The 17,661-nt window shown below is 56.1% G+C and carries 19 protein-coding genes and 1 tRNA gene; 8 read left to right on the top strand and 12 right to left on the bottom strand.

What is annotated here, in order from left to right; genetic code table 11:
• Nucleotides 1-13: 13 nt before the first annotated feature.
• From arsC to WFM49_RS15875, 5 genes are all read left to right on the top strand, one after another.
• Nucleotides 14-445, top strand: coding sequence for an arsenate reductase (glutaredoxin) (gene arsC / locus WFM49_RS15895; protein WP_009460703.1), 432 nt, complete (start codon nt 14-16; stop codon nt 443-445).
• Nucleotides 414-1,148: an arsenical resistance protein ArsH gene (gene arsH / locus WFM49_RS15890; RefSeq protein WP_442893036.1), complete on the top strand. Its 735-nt coding sequence runs from the start codon at nt 414-416 to the stop codon at nt 1,146-1,148. Before arsC ends, arsH begins: the two co-directional genes overlap by 32 nt.
• Nucleotides 1,149-1,294: 146 nt before the next feature.
• Complete coding sequence (locus tag WFM49_RS15885; RefSeq protein ID WP_009460700.1) at nt 1,295-1,963, top strand: response regulator transcription factor; 669 nt, start codon at nt 1,295-1,297, stop codon at nt 1,961-1,963.
• Nucleotides 1,960-3,360, top strand: a complete 1,401-nt coding sequence (locus tag WFM49_RS15880; protein ID WP_336974248.1) for an ATP-binding protein — start codon at nt 1,960-1,962, stop codon at nt 3,358-3,360. The genes WFM49_RS15885 and WFM49_RS15880 overlap by 4 nt, the downstream gene beginning before the upstream one ends.
• An 87-nt stretch (nt 3,361-3,447) precedes the next feature.
• Nucleotides 3,448-3,855, top strand: coding sequence for a YgiW/YdeI family stress tolerance OB fold protein (locus WFM49_RS15875; RefSeq protein ID WP_060186678.1), 408 nt, complete (start codon nt 3,448-3,450; stop codon nt 3,853-3,855).
• Nucleotides 3,856-3,940: 85 nt separating this feature from the next.
• Here the strand turns inward: WFM49_RS15875 and WFM49_RS15870 are convergent, their stop codons facing one another.
• Genes WFM49_RS15870 through WFM49_RS15855 form a run of 4 tightly spaced genes read right to left on the bottom strand, consistent with a single transcriptional unit; the run spans nt 3,941 to nt 6,989 of the window.
• Nucleotides 3,941-4,138 carry a hypothetical protein gene (locus tag WFM49_RS15870; protein WP_009460694.1) on the bottom strand — a complete coding sequence of 66 codons (198 nt, stop codon included), beginning with the start codon at nt 4,136-4,138 and terminating at the stop codon, nt 3,941-3,943.
• 9 nt (nt 4,139-4,147) lie between these two features.
• A complete protein-coding gene (locus WFM49_RS15865; protein ID WP_336974245.1) occupies nt 4,148-5,377 on the bottom strand; it encodes an aminotransferase class I/II-fold pyridoxal phosphate-dependent enzyme in 1,230 nt (409 codons plus the stop codon).
• A 7-nt stretch (nt 5,378-5,384) separates the two neighbouring features.
• Nucleotides 5,385-6,599: an MFS transporter gene (locus WFM49_RS15860; protein WP_336974243.1), complete on the bottom strand. Its 1,215-nt coding sequence runs from the start codon at nt 6,597-6,599 to the stop codon at nt 5,385-5,387.
• A gap of 39 nt (nt 6,600-6,638) precedes the next feature.
• Nucleotides 6,639-6,989 carry a hypothetical protein gene (locus WFM49_RS15855; RefSeq protein WP_250756106.1) on the bottom strand — a complete coding sequence of 117 codons (351 nt, stop codon included), beginning with the start codon at nt 6,987-6,989 and terminating at the stop codon, nt 6,639-6,641.
• Between the two features lie 253 nt (nt 6,990-7,242).
• On the opposite strand from WFM49_RS15855, the gene WFM49_RS15850 reads away from it, so the two are divergent.
• On the top strand, nt 7,243-8,226 hold the full coding sequence (locus WFM49_RS15850; protein WP_009460685.1) for a GlxA family transcriptional regulator: 984 nt from the start codon (nt 7,243-7,245) through the stop codon (nt 8,224-8,226).
• Nucleotides 8,227-8,369: 143 nt separating this feature from the next.
• Here WFM49_RS15850 and WFM49_RS15845 read toward each other — a convergent pair.
• The 6 genes from WFM49_RS15845 to tyrS form a co-directional block, all read right to left on the bottom strand.
• Nucleotides 8,370-8,460, bottom strand: a tRNA-Ser gene (locus WFM49_RS15845).
• Between the two features lie 140 nt (nt 8,461-8,600).
• Nucleotides 8,601-9,749 (bottom strand): bifunctional diaminohydroxyphosphoribosylaminopyrimidine deaminase/5-amino-6-(5-phosphoribosylamino)uracil reductase RibD, encoded by a 1,149-nt coding sequence (gene ribD / locus WFM49_RS15840; RefSeq protein ID WP_009460683.1) that lies wholly within the window; start codon nt 9,747-9,749, stop codon nt 8,601-8,603.
• Between the two features lie 4 nt (nt 9,750-9,753).
• Nucleotides 9,754-10,215: a transcriptional regulator NrdR gene (gene nrdR, locus WFM49_RS15835; protein WP_003801815.1), complete on the bottom strand. Its 462-nt coding sequence runs from the start codon at nt 10,213-10,215 to the stop codon at nt 9,754-9,756.
• 36 nt (nt 10,216-10,251) lie between these two features.
• Nucleotides 10,252-11,502, bottom strand: a complete 1,251-nt coding sequence (glyA, locus tag WFM49_RS15830; RefSeq protein WP_009460681.1) for a serine hydroxymethyltransferase — start codon at nt 11,500-11,502, stop codon at nt 10,252-10,254.
• Nucleotides 11,503-11,685: 183 nt separating this feature from the next.
• Nucleotides 11,686-12,321: a YbhB/YbcL family Raf kinase inhibitor-like protein gene (locus WFM49_RS15825; RefSeq protein WP_009460679.1), complete on the bottom strand. Its 636-nt coding sequence runs from the start codon at nt 12,319-12,321 to the stop codon at nt 11,686-11,688.
• Nucleotides 12,322-12,340: 19 nt separating this feature from the next.
• Entirely contained in the window at nt 12,341-13,567 is a 1,227-nt protein-coding gene (gene tyrS / locus WFM49_RS15820; protein WP_250756124.1) for a tyrosine--tRNA ligase, read from the bottom strand.
• Between the two features lie 242 nt (nt 13,568-13,809).
• On the opposite strand from tyrS, the gene WFM49_RS15815 reads away from it, so the two are divergent.
• The gene (locus WFM49_RS15815; RefSeq protein WP_009460675.1) at nt 13,810-15,177 is read left to right on the top strand and encodes a M23 family metallopeptidase; all 1,368 of its coding nucleotides are present in this window, start codon (nt 13,810-13,812) and stop codon (nt 15,175-15,177) included.
• Nucleotides 15,178-15,180: 3 nt separating this feature from the next.
• Nucleotides 15,181-16,278 (top strand): anhydro-N-acetylmuramic acid kinase, encoded by a 1,098-nt coding sequence (locus WFM49_RS15810; protein WP_336974237.1) that lies wholly within the window; start codon nt 15,181-15,183, stop codon nt 16,276-16,278.
• Nucleotides 16,279-16,473: 195 nt separating this feature from the next.
• On the opposite strand, the gene erpA is transcribed toward WFM49_RS15810, so the two are convergent.
• Together erpA and WFM49_RS15800 are read right to left on the bottom strand one after the other, a co-directional pair.
• On the bottom strand, nt 16,474-16,842 hold the full coding sequence (erpA, locus tag WFM49_RS15805; RefSeq protein WP_003801826.1) for an iron-sulfur cluster insertion protein ErpA: 369 nt from the start codon (nt 16,840-16,842) through the stop codon (nt 16,474-16,476).
• An 80-nt stretch (nt 16,843-16,922) separates the two neighbouring features.
• The gene (locus tag WFM49_RS15800) at nt 16,923-17,660 is read right to left on the bottom strand and encodes a DUF6776 family protein (protein WP_336974235.1); all 738 of its coding nucleotides are present in this window, start codon (nt 17,658-17,660) and stop codon (nt 16,923-16,925) included.
• Nucleotide 17,661: the final 1 nt, after the last annotated feature.

Below are 17,661 nucleotides of genomic sequence, written 5' to 3'. Positions count from 1 at the left end.
TCAGGATCGCGCCATGACAGACATCATCATCTATCACAACCCCGCCTGCGGCACTTCGCGCAACACCTTGGGCCTGATCCGCAATAGCGGGCAAGAACCCACCATCATCGAGTATCTGCAAACACCGCCGGACCGCAGCACGCTGACTAAGTTGATCGCAAACTGTGGCCTGAGCGTGCGTGAAGTCCTGCGACAAAAAGGTACGCCCTATGAAGAACTCGGGCTCGGCGACCCGAAATGGAGCGATGAACAGCTGATTGATTTCATGTTGCAGCACCCGATTCTGATCAACCGCCCTATTGTTGTCACCCCATTGGGAACGCGCTTGTGTCGTCCCTCGGAACAGGTGCTGGAGATACTTCCCCAAGCACAACAAGGTGCCTTCCGGAAAGAAGACGGCCAAGCCGTTATTGATGAAAAAGGACAAAGAATTGAGCAAGCCTGATTTACCCAATCTGGACGAGCACGCATTTAACACTCCAGATATGGCAGAACTGCTGCCTCAAGCACGCGCCACACACCCACCTCGAATTCTGCTTTTATATGGTTCCCTGAGAGAACGCTCCTACAGCCGCTTTCTGACACAAGAAGCAGCACGGCTGCTGGAAGCAATGGGTGCAGAAACCAGAATTTTCGACCCGCAAAGCCTGCCCTTGCCCGACGGTGCAGCAGAAGACCACCCGAAAGTGCAGGAGTTGCGCCAACTCGTGCAGTGGGCCGAAGGCATGGTCTGGACATCGCCCGAGCGCCACGGTGCCATGAGCAGCGTTCTGAAAGCACAAATTGACTGGATACCGTTAAGCATCGGTGCTGTACGCCCAACACAAGGCAAAACACTGGCCGTGATGCAAGTGTCAGGCGGCTCGCAATCCTTTAACGCCTTGAACCAGATGCGGGTTCTGGGCCGCTGGATGCGCCTGATCACTATCCCCAACCAGTCTTCGGTTGCCAAAGCCTTTCTGGAATTTGACGAAGAAGGCCGCATGAAACCTTCGTCCTACTACGAGCGCGTGGTGGATGTGATGGAGGAACTGATGAAGTTCACCTTGCTGACGCGTGACTGTGCGCAGTATCTGGTGGATCGATATAGCGAGCGCAAGGAGACGGCGCAGGAGCTGTCTGCACGGGTACAACAGCGCAGCATCTAGCGCGCCAATCAGAACGGAAAACACCTCGCTGCACTTTTCAAAAACACACAGTCGCTATACAAACAAGGTAGGGGCTTGCCCCTGCTTTACCTCATACCCCGCAGCTACATCAGTTTCCCTTCATCTTTCCCTGCCAGGCTTTGCACATGCGTATTCTCTTAATCGAAGATGATCCTTCGCTGGGCAGTTCCTTGCAGTCCTGGCTGCATCTGGACGGCTATGCTGTGGACTGGTTGCAACGTGGCGATCAAGTTGCCACAGCCCTGGCCACTCATACCTATCAGTGCATCTTGCTGGATCGGGGCTTGCCCGGTGTGGACGGCGATGCGGTTTTACGCAGTCTGCGAGGAGCCAGCGGATCTCACGCACAAGTGCCCGTCATTGTGATCACTGCGCGCGATACCTTGGCTGACCGGGTACAGGGTCTGGATCTGGGCGCGGACGACTATCTGGTCAAACCGTTTGATCTTGAGGAGCTGTCCGCGCGAGTACGTGCGGCCTTGCGCCGCAGTGCCGCCCAAGCCTCTCCCCAATGGCGTCACGGTCCCGTCGCCATTGACCCGACAGCCAAGCGCGTCACCTTGAACGACAAGCCTGTGGCCGTAACAGCACGCGAATTCGCTGTTCTGCAAGCCTTGATGCATCATCCCACCCATATTCTGAGTCGTGCCCAGCTTGAAGAAGCCCTTTATGGCTGGAGCGAAGAAGTGGAAAGCAACGCTATCGAAGTACACATCTACAATCTGCGCAAGAAATTGGGCAGTGACTTCATCGTCACCGTACGTAATCAAGGCTACGTTCTGGCACCCGCATGAAAAACCTGCTCCAGAAACTAAAGCGTATCCGCTTTACCGCCAAGTCCCCGGTGTCACGCCCGAAAGGCTGGTCCTTACGACGTCGTCTGCTGCTTACCGTCATGGGCACCAGTATTGGGCTGTGGCTGGTCAGCCTGGCCATCGTAGTCGGAGTGGCCTGGCACGCAACCGGCGATGTGCTTGATGATGCCCTTGAAGAAGGGGCACGTCTGGTACTGATGCTGGACCCGCAAGAGGCGCAGGCTTCTGCCAATACAACAGACACACGACTGAACCGTGACGCGGCTCTCAAGCTGCGCATGTATTACCAGCTCGTGGCCGCAGATGGCCGGGTACTGCTACGCGGCGACGACACTCCCAAAACGGCTTTTATCCCCCAGGCGAAACGCAAGCAAATCACCACTGTCTGGGTTGATGACGAACTCTGGCGGGTTTACGTGCGCCCCGGAGCCGGAGGGGTCACAGCCCAGGTTGGCCAGCCTATGGAAGAACGCCTGGAGCTGCTTGAAGACATGGCCGAGAACCTGGTGTGGCCCGCAGTGGGGCTACTGGCGCTGCTGGGTCTGTCCAGCTGGTTCCTGATCCGACGCCTGATGCGTCCTTTGGAGGACACGGCTAAACGCATCAATTCCAAATCGCCCGATGACCTCACTCCTGTAGAAGGCGGAAATCCCCCACGCGAGCTGCAACCCATGCTGGATGCATTGAATGCGCTCATGGCACGCTTGTCTTCCGCACTGGAAAGTGAACGGCGCTTTACGTCCGATGCCGCACACGAACTGCGTACGCCCTTGGCCGGGCTGCGCATGCGCGTTCAACTAATTGAGCGCGAGCTGCAACTGCCTGACGCCCATCTGCAGCAATTGCGTGCGGACCTGGACCGTTGTACCGCCCTGGTAGAAAGCCTGCTCGCCCTGACGCGACTGGAGCCGCAGGCCGAGCCCTTGAAGCGTGAAACCGTAGACCTGAATCAGGTCCTGGACAGTCTGGTTCCATCACTGCCTTCGGCATCCATCAACATGGAAAGAGCCCTGGCCGTCACAAGCATACAGGCGGCGCCAGTGCTGTTAAACAGCGCTTTACGTAACCTGATTGGCAATGCCATTCGCTACGGCGGCGCAGGCGTCCGAGTACGGGTCGAAACAACACGCAGACACGATGGCGGTGTACGCCTTGCGGTCCGAGACAATGGGCCTGGCGTCCCCCCCGAACAACGGCCCAGACTGGGAGAACGCTTCTTTCGCGTATTGGGAACCGGCCAAACAGGCAACGGACTGGGTTTGTCCATCGTGGCCCGCATCGCGGCCTTGCACGAGGCCACGCTTTCCTTTGAAGAGGGGCTGGACGGCCAGGGTCTGAGTGTCGTGCTGGATTTCTCACCCAATTACGTATCTTAAGATTGCCTTCAGGTTCGGGGGGTCTAATAAAACTATTCCGCAATCGGCGGAACATTGACCCGATAACCCGATACAGGAAACTCAATCATGCGATTCACTTTACCCACTCTTGCTGCCGTACTTGCTCTGAGCGCCACCGCTGCCCTCGCACAACCAGCCAACTACACAGGCCCAAGCAATGCACCTCAAGCCGCCACGGCTGCCGGCTCCTACTCTGGCCCTAACAATGTGCCGCTCATGACCGTCAAGCAGCTCCTGGAAACCGGCCGCGACGATCAAATCGCGCGTTTGCAAGGCCGTCTGGTGTCGTTTGAAGGTGATGAGCGCTATATTTTTGAAGATGCCACCGGCCGTATCACGGTAGAGATCGACAACAAGGACTTTCCGGCTGGTCAAACCATCAGCGCCGAACAGAAAGTGGAGCTGACAGGCGAGTTCGACAAAGGCCTGCGCAAAACTGAATTTGAAGTCGACCGCCTGAGCCTGCTGCCTTAATCCTGTCTGATCTGGCGTCCTAATGAAATTGGTACCGGACAAGCTGAAATCAATTGGCTTATCCGGTACCAGGCCCCCTCAGCCATCAACCGCATAAGCCACCAAAGGCGAGGCCGTCAATCCGGCGGTCGCTCAGGGTGGCAAAATCAATCGGCAAGCTCAGCAACAAAGCCATCAAGCTGATAACAAGATACCGAAACCATTGCCTGGAGCGTCGCCCGCTATCTGACAGCACCAGCGCATGGAAAGTCAGTACGACAGAAAACAACAACGTCAAAAACATCTGTCCCCCTCATTCCAGCGTCTCAAGCAAGGAGTAGCCCCGCACACTCTGATCCTTCTGAGCAAGGGCAATCTGGAGTGCCAGATCCATATCCTGCTGCAAGTCGGCAAGTGACTCCAGGCCCACAGACAAGCGCACGAGATTGTCCCCAATCCCGCAGTGCATGCGATCCTCCGGCGACCAGCGTCCATGTGTCGTTGATGCCGGGTGCGTGACCATGCTGCGTGTATCTCCAATATTGGTGGCAATTGAAATCAGCTGCAAAGCATCCATGAAAGCCCAAGCCTCTTTTTGGCTCGTGCCCACTTCAAAGCTGACCACCCCTCCAAAGCCGGCCTGCTGCGCGCAAGCGATTTCATGGCAGGGATGCGACTCCAGGCCCGAGTAAAACACCGAACCGACATTCGGATGCTTATCCAGCCAACGCGCTATCGACAGTGCGCTGGCACTGATGCGCTGCATACGTAACTCAAGCGTCTCAAGACTCTTGAGCAGTAACCAGGCATTCATGGGGCTCAGGCAGGCCCCTTGCGAACGCAACACCGCCCGCAGTGGCTGCATCAATGCCTCGGCCCCACCGACTACACCGGCTATGCACCGCCCTTGGCCATCCATATATTTACCGGCAGAGTGCAATACCAGATCCGCGCCGTGCCTCAATGGTCGCTGCAAAACTGGGGTCAGCATGGTGCTGTCTACCAGGAGCAATGCCCCATGGGCATGGGCCATGCGCGACAGCCGGGCAATATCGGCAACCTGCTGCATCGGATTTGCTGGAGTTTCAACAATAACCAAGCATGTAGCACTATCGATCGCCTTTTCCCAAGCGTCGTAATCCAACATGCCAACGACGCGCACCTCCACTCCATAAGGGGAAAAATGCTGACGCAACATCGTCAGAGTCGTGCCAAACACATCACGTGCGCACACGATATTGCGACCACTCGCGGCAAACGCCATCACCACCGCTGACAATGCGGCCATGCCGGATGCAAACGCTACCGCCGCTTCAGCCTCCTCCAGGAAAGCAACCCGCTGCTCGAAAGTCTTGACTGTTGGATTGGTAAATCGACTATAGACATTGCCCGGCTCCGTCCCGCCAAAACGAGCGGCTGCCTCACTGGCTGAACTGAAGCAATAGGCAGAGGTCAGTGCAAGCGGTTCGCAAAAGCTGTCAGAGACATCGATACCCTGTCCAATCCTGAGCATTTGAGTAGCACCTTGGTCATTGAACATCATGGAGATCTCAGTTGAATTCAGATTGAGTCCGTCGAAACGCAACAGACGACAGAAAGAGTGAAGAAATACCGGCAATCGCGGTCAGCATGGCCAGGACCATGACTGTGGCCTGATAGCTACCCAAACGGTCATAGCCGTAAGCACCTAATTGAGCAGACCCAAAAGCGCCGATCTGATGAACCAGAAAAAGCATGCCAAATACCTGTCCCTTGACGGCGCCTCCATAGCGATCCAGACAGATCGCTGAGGTCAATATGACTGTTCCGAGATAACTGGCCCCAAATACAGCCGCAAATACATAGGTCGTCACTATCCCGGAGGGAGCCAATAACAAGCTCATGGCCAGACAGCGTAGTACGTAGAATGCCGCCAGCAGCCGATACTGGGAGAAGCGCAGCGCCAACCAGCCAGCCACTAAACCGCTAATCATTTCCAGCACGCCAAACAGGCTCAAACTCATCCCCATGCTTGCGCGGCTGACCCCGGCATCGCGCCATAAAGGCACCAGATGAACGTCAATGAACGCCATCGACGCCCCACAGCCGAAGAAACCAAAGGCAAGCACGTAAAAGCCAGGATCGCGCAACACGACAGGCCAAGTGCCAACGCGTTTCTCCTGAATATGTCCGACAGACTCTTTCGCAGGCAAAGGCACTCGTGCCCCCAGCCAGAACAGCAAGGCCAAAGGCTCCAGGAACAGCAGACCAACAACAAAAAAGACCTGCTGCCATTCGAAATGGGCTTGCAACCACAACCAGAATGGGGAAAGGACAATGAATCCAATTGCCGTGCCATTAGTGATCAAGGCATAAGCGAAGCTTTTATTTTTCTGGTCGAACAACCGGTCAACCAATATGCCCATGGGCACAAACGTCATCGCCGCCAGAGAAAACGCCGCCAAAAGTCCATACAAAATGACAAAAAGCCAGTACTGATGAGGTAGAAGGCCAAGCAAAAGGAATGCTCCCCCTCCAAGCACACTGCCGATCAAGACGGTCCAGATGGGCCCAAAGCGATCCGACAAGGCACCGACCATCGGCGATGCCAGCCCGGATACCAAAAGGAACACCCCGCCCACAAAACCGAAATCTGATCGGCCGCGCTCAAAAGACAGAGCCAGGTCATTGAAATAAACCTGGAAAACCCCTTTGAACGCGCTCGAGAGAAACATGGCAAGAAATCCCAGCCCGACCAGAGAGCGGACAACATTCTTGTTTTGCATGAAGCAACATCCACCTCAGATTTTCAATGGCGCAGCGAATCAACTCAGACGAACGGGGCTTGGCTGGCAGTACTCTCGATGCAAGTTGTCATACATGTTCCAGAACAAGGTGCAGGTATGGTCCACGGCCTCCAGCGCCTGTTTCGGTAAACCTTGTCCACGAAACCCCGGCGCCACGACCGCCTTGGCGAGTTCAGCACTGTGTCGGCAATTGGGCATGCCACTCAAATTCATCATCACAAAGAAAGCGGGTTGACCGGCATAGCTGGCATACAAGGCTTGCGTATCGCCGTCTGCCACTTTGCGGTTCAAGGCGTCCAGGAACAGACGCGCCTGCTCTCCCGACAGCTCAGAGGCAAACCCCAGCGTGCCCTTATCAGCGACCGTCATATTGATAAGCTCCAGCACCCCGGCCCCCGTTGCTCCCGTAAAAGCGGGATTCCAATGAAGCTCAATGACTCTTGATTCTTCCGCCACGAGGACAAATCCTTTCGATGTAAAAATTTCTTGTTTATCGTAAATTCTCGACCATCCAGGCTCCAGACTGTTTCAGGACATAAATAGAAAAGAAAACACCATTAAGAAAAAGGAATAAAAAGCGATAACATCGCTAAATCAAATCAATGATTCATCCGAATAACACATGAAACGGATTTTCTTTGTCGTCCTTCCCCAGATGCACATCCTGGATCTGGGAGGGCCTATGCAGATTTTTGCTTCTCTAACAGAACTGGATATAGCCGACATCAAGATCCAGTGTGTCGGGCCGGAATCCCACATCAAAAGCTACCAGGGGATTTTTCTAAGCGCGATTGCTCCTCTTCCCAAGCGTCTGATCGCAGGAGATGTCGTTGTCGTAGTCGGAAGCAAAATCCAGGCCGAACTCCCCGCAACGCCGGCACAGCAACAAGTGACGCAATGGCTACGTGATATCGGGGGCAAGCTACCGTCGGGAATAGTGATCGCCAGCGTTTGCACAGGCGCTGTGCTGCTGGCACAAGCAGGACTGCTGGATGGTCGCCTCTGCACGACACATCACAATCACCTCAAGACCCTGCAACAACTTGCGCCACAAGCACGGGTTATCAGCAAACGCATCCTTGTGCAGGATGGTCCTATCTATACCTCAGCTGGCGTTTCTGCAGGAATAGATCTGGCATTGCACCTGATCACCCAGTATTTCGGCAGCGCAATCAGCGCACGTATCGCGCGCGAAAATCTGATTCAGTTTCGTCGTCTGGAAGCAGACCCGCAGTTAAGCGTCCATCTGAGTTATCGCAATCATCAACATCCCTTGATTCATGAAGTACAGGACTGGTTGGCACAACAGACGGTTCAAACCCCGCTCAACGAATCCTTATCAGCACAATTTTCAGTCAGCTACAGGCATCTGAGCCGCCTGTTCATGAAAGAATGCGGCATCAGTCTGAAGCAGTACCAACAAACCATGCGGCTGGACAGATCGCGTCAATTATTCATGGATACCGACTGGTCTATTGAGCGAATTGCCGAGCATTGTGGTTTTGCCAGCCTGCAATCATTTCGCGCCGCCTGGCGGCAACACGAAACACTTCCTCCCTCAAAATGGCGAGAGAAACAAAGGCAAGACTCTCAAGGCCTGCGCTGATCTTGCGCGGTTCCCGGTCAGCGACCTTTTTTGCAACGACGACGCAGAGCCTGACTACAAATGAATTATTAATTTCACCGACTCTGTAAAACGCAGCCAAGAAAAAAGCCCCCACACATTGCTGTGCGAGGGCTTTTGAATTCTGGCGGACAGAGGGGGATTCGAACCCCCGATACGCTATAAACGTATACACGCTTTCCAGGCGTGCGCCTTCAACCACTCGGCCACCTGTCCTAACTGTTCTTTTGGCCAAGCAATTTGAAGCTGCTAACGCCAAGTCCATAATAATAGCAGCAATTATCCTTATAACGCAAGTGCTCAAATTCTTTCTTCGGCTAATTAGTAGCAACTAAACAGTAAAGCGTACAAACAGCTTATTCCGAGTCCGGCGGATAAGCCCCACCCACCGCTCGCAGCAAGGCTTCCCAATGATCGCGCTGGCGCGCCAGGACGCGCAGGTCGGCACCCAGCAAGCGCACATCGGTAAATTCAAACGGCTCTACATCGTCCAGCCCGGCCAGTTCGGTAATATCGGCCACGCCTCGCCCCTGCCCCAGGATCTTGGGGGCCAGGTACATCAGTAATTGGTCCACTACACCGGCATCAATCAAGGCTCCGGAAAGGCGAGCACCGGCTTCTGCATGGACTTCATTGATCTGTTGATCTGTCATCCAGTCCAGAACGGCACGGACATCCACCTGACCTTCGTGCAAGGGCATGGGAATAACCTGTGCATTTCGATCTGCCAGCTCCGCCTCCAGCTCGGGATCACGACGGTGACTGAATACCCAGCACGGCGTGCCGTCCAGCAAGGCAGCTTTCGGGTCCATGCGTAAATGCGTGTCCAGCACCGCCTTGATCGGGGGACGCGGCGTAGAAACCGCACGCACATTCATTAAGGGATTATCGGCATGCACGGTTCCGATGCCTGTCAGCACGACGCAACTGCGGGCACGCCAGTGGTGGCCATCGTCACGAGCCTGCGGCCCGGTAATCCATTGAGAGCGACCGTCCGGCAAGGCACTGCGGCCATCCAGCGAAGCGGCCATCTTCATCCACAGCCAGGGACGTCCACGTGTCATGCGGGCAAAGAAACCGGCGTTGATCGCCAGCGCCTGCTCTACGCACAAGGGGCCATCTACGGTAATACCCGCCTGACGCAAGCGTGAAACGCCGTTGCCAGCCACCAAGGGGTTGGGGTCGTACATGGAAAAGACAACACGCCCAGCGCCTGCTTTAATCAGCGCATCGGCACAAGGAGGGGTTCGCCCGTGATGACTGCAAGGCTCCAGGGTGACGTAGAAAGTCGCACCGGCCACACTGACGCCGCGCTCTTTGGCTTGGCGCAAGGCCATCACTTCGGCGTGGGGGCCACCCGCTTGCTGTGTGGAACCCGAAGCCAATAATTGGCCATCGCGCACGATCAGGCAGGCGACTCGCGGGTTGGGGGCACTGATATAAAGGGATTTCTCGGCCAGCTCCAGGGCTTGCCGCATCCAGATGACGTCTTCTTGCTCGACCATAGCCTTAGCCGCGGTCGGGATCGTTCATTTCGTCGATCGCCTCTACGAACTCGCGGATGTCTTTAAAGCTCTTGTAGACCGAGGCAAAGCGCACATAGGCCACCTGGTCCAACTGCTTGAGCTCAGCCATGACCAGCTCGCCTATGGTCTCGGAGGAGACTTCGCGCTCGCCAGTCAGTTGAAGTTTTTCTTCGATGCGCTGCACAGCGGCATCGACCTGAGCCATGGGGATGGAACGCTTGCGCAGCGCAACGCCCATGCTCGCCCGCAAACGTGCGGGGTCAAAATCCATACGAGTGCCATTGCGCTTGGCCACAACAGGCAGGCTCAGCTCGGCACGCTCGTAAGTCGTGAAGCGCCGTTCACAGGCCGAGCATTTACGACGTCGCCGTATGGCGTCGCCTTCTTCGGTGATTCGAGAGTCGATCACCTGGGTATCGGCATGGTGGCAGAACGGACACTTCATTCAAGATCGCGGGCCTCACGGCCCGCTCCGGCTGGATTACTTGGAGGAGTAAACGGGCAACTTGGCAGTCAGCTCGTGTACACGGCGACGAACGTCCGCCAAAACGGCTTCGTCGTGAGGGTTGTCCAGTACATCAGCAATCAGGTGCGCCGTCAATTCCGCTTCGGCTTCTTTAAAGCCGCGAGTGGTCATGGCAGGAGTACCCAAACGCACGCCGCTGGTGACAAATGGCTTTTCTGGGTCATTAGGAATGGCGTTCTTGTTGACCGTGATGTGAGCCTTGCCCAGTGCCTCTTCAGCCACTTTACCGGTGATGCCCTTGGGACGCAGGTCTACCAGCATGACGTGGCTTTCGGTGCGACCGGACACGATACGCAGACCGCGCTCAACCAGAGTGCGGGCCAGAACGTCAGCGTTCTTCACAACTTGAGCAGCGTAGGTCTTGAACTCGGGAGCCAGAGCTTCCTTGAACGCAACAGCCTTACCAGCGATCACGTGGATCAGTGGACCGCCTTGAATGCCGGGGAAAATAGCCGAGTTGATGGCTTTTTCGTGTTCGGCCTTCATCATGATGACGCCACCACGAGGACCGCGCAGGGACTTGTGAGTGGTAGACGTCACAAAGTCAGCGTGAGGCACGGGGTTGGGGTAAGCACCACCAGCAACCAGACCGGCGTAGTGGGCAATGTCGATCATCAGCAAGGCGCCGTTTTCATGAGCAATACGAGCCATGCGTTCGAAGTCGATGCGCAGGGCGTAAGCCGAAGCACCACCCACGATCAGCTTGGGCTTGTGCTCTTTGGCCAGGCGCTCCAGCTCGTCGTAGTCCAGCTCTTCGTTCTCGTCCAGACCGTAGGATACGAAGTTGTACAGCTTGCCCGATGCGTTCACGGGGGAACCGTGGGTCAAGTGACCACCTTCTGCCAGGCTCATGCCCAGAACGGTATCACCGGGCTTGAGCACAGCCATGTACACGCCCTGGTTGGCTTGCGAACCGGAGTTGGGCTGCACGTTGGCGGCTTCCGCACCGAACAGCTCTTTCAGACGGTCAATAGCCAGTTGCTCGACCACGTCCACGAACTCGCAACCGCCGTAGTAGCGCTTGCCAGGATAACCTTCCGCGTATTTGTTGGTCAGTTGTGTGCCCTGGGCCTGCATCACGGCGGGGCTGGTGTAGTTTTCCGAGGCGATCAGCTCGATGTGCTGCTCCTGGCGCACATCTTCGCTTTGAATCGCAGCCCAAAGATCGGGATCAACTTTGTCAAGAGTCGCAGAACGGTCAAACATGAGGGTTCCTAAGGATAAAGTGGTAGCAAACTAAGAAAGCAACATTTTAGCGCGGAAGCGCGTCAAACCACCGAGACAAACGTCTCTGGTGGCAGAAACCCCAAAAAACATGGAAATAAGTAAGGCGGCGGCAGGCGGACTCAAGAGAATATGAAAAAAACTCAAACAGTCCGCCCTGGGGAATCAGGATTGCTGGATCAAACGGGGATTCAGGGTATACATGCCGGTCAGGGATGCACGACCCAGAATATGACCTTCCATGGCGCGCAACACGTCCTGGCCATTGAAGCGACCCTCCAAAGGCAGCTCGGCAATATCCAGGGCATAAACCGTAAAGACATAACGGTGCGGCAAAGCATCGTTCCACGGAGGGCACGGGCCGTCGTAGCCGAAGTAATCACCGTTCATGTCGCGGTCGCTGGCAAACCAGTTGGTAAAGTCGTTCACGCCCTGGCGCGTATCGTCCAGAGCCAGTGGACCGGCTTTACCGCGTGGCGTGATGCCCTTGGAATAAGAGCCTTCTGCCAGGCTACGCAGCTCGGGCGAGATGTTGATCAAGACCCAATGAAAGAAATCCACCCGAGGCAAATCCGCCGGTACCTCGCGCCCATCCTGGTTCACATCGTCCGGTTTACTGGGGACATCGGGGTCGTGGCAAATGACCACAAAGGATTGGGTCTGCTCGGGAACATCGGACCATTCCAGATGCGGATTGGCGTTACCGGCCAAGGCGACTCTCGATTGCGCGTCGTAACGGCAAAACGCCAGACGCTCGGGAATCACGCTCTGATCTTGAAAAGAATCACTACGCAGTTTCATTGCAGACCTCCACAATCAATCAGCCAGTCAAAGTGACTCGCGCAAACTTGCGCTTGCCCACTTGCAGCACATAGCTGCCCGGCTCCAGTTGCAAACCTTTATCGTCCACACGTTCGCCGTTGATGCGCACGCCGCCCTGCTCCACATTGCGCTGGGCTTCGCTGCCGGAGGCAACCAGACCTGCTTCGCGCAAGACACGCAGCAAGGCCAGTTCACCCGCCACGGTTACCTCGGGCATGTCCTCGGGCATTTCGCCACGACGGAAACGGGCATCGAAAGCTTCCAGCGCCTGCTCGGCGGCCTGGGCGCTGTGGAAACGTGTGACGATCTCCTGTGCCAGCTCCACTTTGACTTCACGTGGGTTACGGCCTTCTTCAATCTGCTTTTGCAGACCGGCGATGTCTTCCAGACTACGGAACGACAACAGCTCGAAGTAACGCCACATCAAGGTATCGGAGATGGACATCAACTTGCCGAACATGGAGTCCGGCGTTTCACTGATACCAATGTAATTGCCTTTGGATTTGGACATTTTTTCTACGCCGTCCAAACCCACCAGCAATGGCATGGTCAAAATGCATTGCTGTTCCTGACCATATTCTTTTTGCAATTCACGACCCACTAGCAAATTAAATTTCTGGTCGGTACCGCCCAATTCCACGTCCGCTTTCAATTGAACCGAATCGTAGCCTTGCAGCAAAGGATACAAAAACTCGTGCACCGAAATAGGCTGATTCGCCTTGAAGCGCTTGGTGAAATCATCACGCTCCATCATGCGGGCCACGGTGTAACGCGAAGCCAGTTGAATCATGCCGCGCGAACCGAGCTTGTCGCACCACTCCGAGTTGTAGCGAACTTCGGTACGGGCCGGGTCCAGAACCAGCGCAGCCTGATCGTAGTAGGTCTTGGCGTTGGCAATGACCTGCTCGGGCGTCAGGGGCGGACGAGTCGTGTTGCGGCCGCTGGGATCACCAATGGTGGAGGTGAAGTCGCCAATCAAAAAGATGACGGTATGCCCCAAATCCTGCAGCTGGCGCATCTTGTTGAGCACCACTGTGTGCCCCAGGTGAATGTCGGGAGCCGTGGGGTCCAGACCCAGCTTGATACGCAGCGGCTGTCCTGTTGCATGGCTGCGCGCCAGTTTGCGGGCAAACTCGGATTCGACGAGCAATTCGTCGCAGCCGCGTTTGACGATGGCTAAATCAGCCAGGACTTCTGGAGAAAGGGGCTCTGAGGGGGATGACATAACAAATCTGGTGACAAACTAATGAGTAAAAATGCTCGAAAAATTAAGCCTAATGCGCTAGGATAGCCTGCTATTGCGAGACGTGCTTAAGAATTGAGCAAGGTTTCGTAAACCAAATTATTTTATCATTCCCGCGCAGGTCAGATCGCCAGGGCTGGAATGTTCTGTCCGCCCAGTACAACTGACCTCCGCCTGCCAGCCGGGTGGACGGTAAACCGTACGTCCAACAAGGTTCTGGTTTTATGTTCAGCAAAGGGAAACGCTCCTCCTCCCACCTCAACATCCACCAGCCTCGGTCCGCCCGAGCCCTTTTTATCCGTGCCGGTTTGATCACGCTTGCCCTTGGCTCTTTTGTAGCCGCCGGTGCACTTGCCGTGGTGATGCCCAGCAGCCCGGAACCCCAGATTTACCAAGCCCGCACCGCCTTGACCCTGCCATCGGACCTGACCGTGCTGCAGGCCCAGGACCAGCAAGCCTACATTACTGAAACCCGCATCCGCCGTGGCGACACCTTGTCCGCCCTGCTCCAGCGCATGGAAGTCAGTGAAGAGGGCCTGCTGCAATTTCTGACGCATGACAAGAAAGCGCGCTCCATCTACAAGCTTTACCCTGGCCGTACCGTACAAGCCGCATTGGATGCCAATGGCAATTTGCAGTGGCTGCGCTACCGTCATACTCCCTACTCCGATCAGTCCGGCCAAGGTCTGGCAAGCTGGCTGGAAGTACGCCCGGATGGTAACAATGGCTTTATCGCCCAGGAACAAACCGACCTGACCCAGACCCGAGTGCGCGTGGCTCAAGCTACCATCAACAGCTCGCTGTTTGGCGCCAGCGATCAGGCCGGCATCCCCGACAACATCACGCTGCAAATGGCGGATGTGATGGGCAGCAAGATCGACTTTCTGAAAGATCTGCGCAAAGGCGACAGTTTCCGCGTGGTCTACGAGTCCTACGGTCATGAAGGCCAGGACGTGGGTTCGGGCCGCTTGCTGGCAGTGGAATTCATCAATCAGGGCAAAATCCATGAGGCCGCCTGGTTCCAGCCTGAAAATGGCTCCGGCGGTTATTACGACTTCAGCGGCCAAAGCCTGAAAGGCGCTTTCCTGCGCACCGCATTGAAGTTCACCCGCATCAGCTCCACCTTTGGCGGTCGCCGCCATCCGGTGCATGGCGGATGGCGTGACCACAAGGGTGTGGACTATGCCGCCCCATCCGGCACCCCCATCCACGCTACCGCGGATGGCACGGTCGAGTTTATTGGCCGCCAAAATGGTTACGGCAACACGATCATCCTGAAGCATCACGGTCAGTTCACCACCTTGTACGCTCACCAGAGCCGCTTTGCCGCTGGACTGCGTAAAGGCGACCGCGTAGAACAAGGCCAGTTGATTGGCTATGTGGGCTCGACGGGCTGGGCAACAGGCCCACATCTGCATTACGAATTCCGTATCGCCCAGAAAGCTGTTGATCCCCTGTCGGTAGACCTGCCAGTAGCACGCGTTCTGGATGCCCCGCAGCGCAAGCAGTTCCAGCAAACCCTGGCTTCCTACCAGAACAGCTTTGCCTTGCTGCACACAGACGCTGAGCCCGTAAAGCTGGCCAGCCGCTAAACCATGAAAGCCCCCCTGTTTATCGGACTGATGTCTGGTACCAGCATGGACGGTGTGGATGCCGTGCTGGCATCCTTCGGCCCACAGGGGGCACAGATACACCAAACCCATAGCCTGCCCATGCCAGCCACTCTGCGAGACGAGCTGCTGGCTTTGCAGCATCCAGGGCACAACGAACTGGCCCGCGCCAGCATCGCCGCCCAGCAGTTGACCGAGCTCTATGCTCAGACTTGCACGCCCTGGACTCAAGGCCCCGAGAAAGACCTGATCCGTGCGATTGGCGTACACGGTCAGACTATCCGCCACGCACCTGACCAGGGTTATACCCTGCAATTGAATGCCCCTGCTCTTCTGGCCGAACGCTGTGGAGTGGACGTGATTGCGGATTTCCGCAGCCGGGATATAGCGGCGGGCGGCCAAGGTGCACCTTTGGTGCCCATCGTCCATGAAGCCCTGTTCCGTCACGAACATGGCCGCGTCATTCTGAACCTGGGTGGAATTGCGAATATCTCCCTGCTGCTGCCTGGACGCGATGTTTTTGGCTTCGATACTGGCCCGGCGAACATGCTGCTGGATGCCTGGGTGAACAAGCATCAAGGCCAGTCCTACGACAAGGGCGGACAATGGGCTGATAGCGCGGCATCTGATCCTGCCTTGCTTGCCAGCCTGTTGAGCGAACCGTGGTTTGCTCTGCCTGCCCCTAAATCTACAGGTCGTGATCTGTTCAATTTGGGGTGGCTGCAGGAGCATCTGGATCGTGTTGATCCGAAAGGCGAGCTTCAGCCTGCTACGGTGCAATCCACTCTGATGGACTTGACCGTACACAGCGTTGCACAGGCCATCCAGCCTTACGCAGATCAGATTCAAGAGCTGATTGTGTGTGGCGGTGGCGCTGCCAATCCGGCCATGCTGAAACGCCTGGGCGATCTGGTGACTATGCCTATCCGCTCCAGCGCCGAGCTGGGCATGGATCCGCAATCCATCGAAGCCCTTGCCTTTGCCTGGCTGGCTTACGCGCATATCGAACGTATTCCTGCGGGACTGCCCGCTGTGACAGGCGCACGGCGCGCTACGGTGCTGGGCGCTTGTTATCCGGCCTGAGCTACGAACAAGCCCCTCCCAAGTTGAACCAAGAAGCGTCCTCCAGCGGTTTACCCCTTAGACCTAACGGTGCACGGCCTTCAACAAAACCCCATAAACAAAACACCCCAGACTCTGGACTCAGAGTCTGGGGTGTACTTTGTAGCAACCTGCTAAGGCCTGGAACGCTGAGCAATCAACGCCAGCCTTGCTTCCTTACATCGTGAAGGAAGAACCGCAGCCGCAGGTAGTCGTGGCATTCGGGTTACGAATCACGAACTGAGCGCCGTCCAGGTCGTCCTTGTAATCAATTTCAGCGCCCACCAGGTATTGGAAGCTCATGGCGTCAACCAGCAGTTGCACGCCATCCTTATCAATAATGGTGTCGTCGTCGTTTACCAGTTCGTCAAAGGTGAAGCCGTACTGGAAGCCGGAACAGCCGCCACCTTGCACGAAGACGCGCAGCTTCAGTTCGGGGCTACCTTCTTCAATCAGGAGCTCACGGACCTTCTCAACCGCTGAATCGGTAAAGATCAGTGGGGAAGGAGGGGCTTGCAGATCAACGGATTCGGTAAGAGTGCTCATGTGGTTCTCCTGCCGGCCCCCGCCGGCATGAATAATTATCATGTGATCGCCTTGCACATGACCACCCGCGGGTAAGGTGATTAGTCTGGCTGGGCGATTTTTTCCTGGCGAGAGGCGCGGATAACGCTTCCTTCCAGGACGTTCAGCGTCAAGGCGGTGGGTTCAAAGCCTGGCGGCAAAGCCAGCCAACCCATGGCGCGCTGAAACTGGTTGAAGTTTAAAACCAAAGGATCGATCTGTTCTACAGACGACTCTGCCAGTACCGAGTCCGGCCCGGAACTGGGTGATAAATCGATTTTAACGTTTTTTCCGTCTTGCCGCCCAGTCAGCTGAAACTGGAGGCGACCGGAAAAAGCCTTTCCTTCTGGGGCGTTACGTTGCAGCAGTACCTTGTACTCCAGCAAATCACCCCTTTTTGCAACGTCCAGGGCTCGGACAGTAACAGAACCACTGGGACCGGGTGGGAGCAACTGTTCGTAAAAGGCCAACTGTTCGCGCGTCTGCGCCAGTTCGGCCTGGGTAGACGATAAGGACTTTTCCAAACCCTTGCGGGTGCTCTCTTCCAGAACCAGTTGCCCGCGCAGCCCTTCAAATTCACTTTGAATTTGCTGCAGGGATTGCTGGCTACGCGCCAGATTTTGCATGGCCAGCTGTATTTGTTCGGACTGATCGGCCGGTTGAGTCAGGCTGCGGTAAAGCCACAGGCCTCCACCGCCCAACAGCACCCCCAACAATACGGCCAGCCCAATCGTAGTCGCCCCACCCCGCGAACGGGAAGGAGCGACATTAGAAGAATTGGTTTGCGGTGATTCAGCCATA

Origin of the sequence: Alcaligenes sp. PF14 (assembly GCF_037150615.1) — a bacterium.
Lineage (GTDB): Bacteria > Pseudomonadota > Gammaproteobacteria > Burkholderiales > Burkholderiaceae_B > Alcaligenes > Alcaligenes phenolicus.
This window is presented reverse-complemented; position numbering and strand designations above follow the sequence as displayed.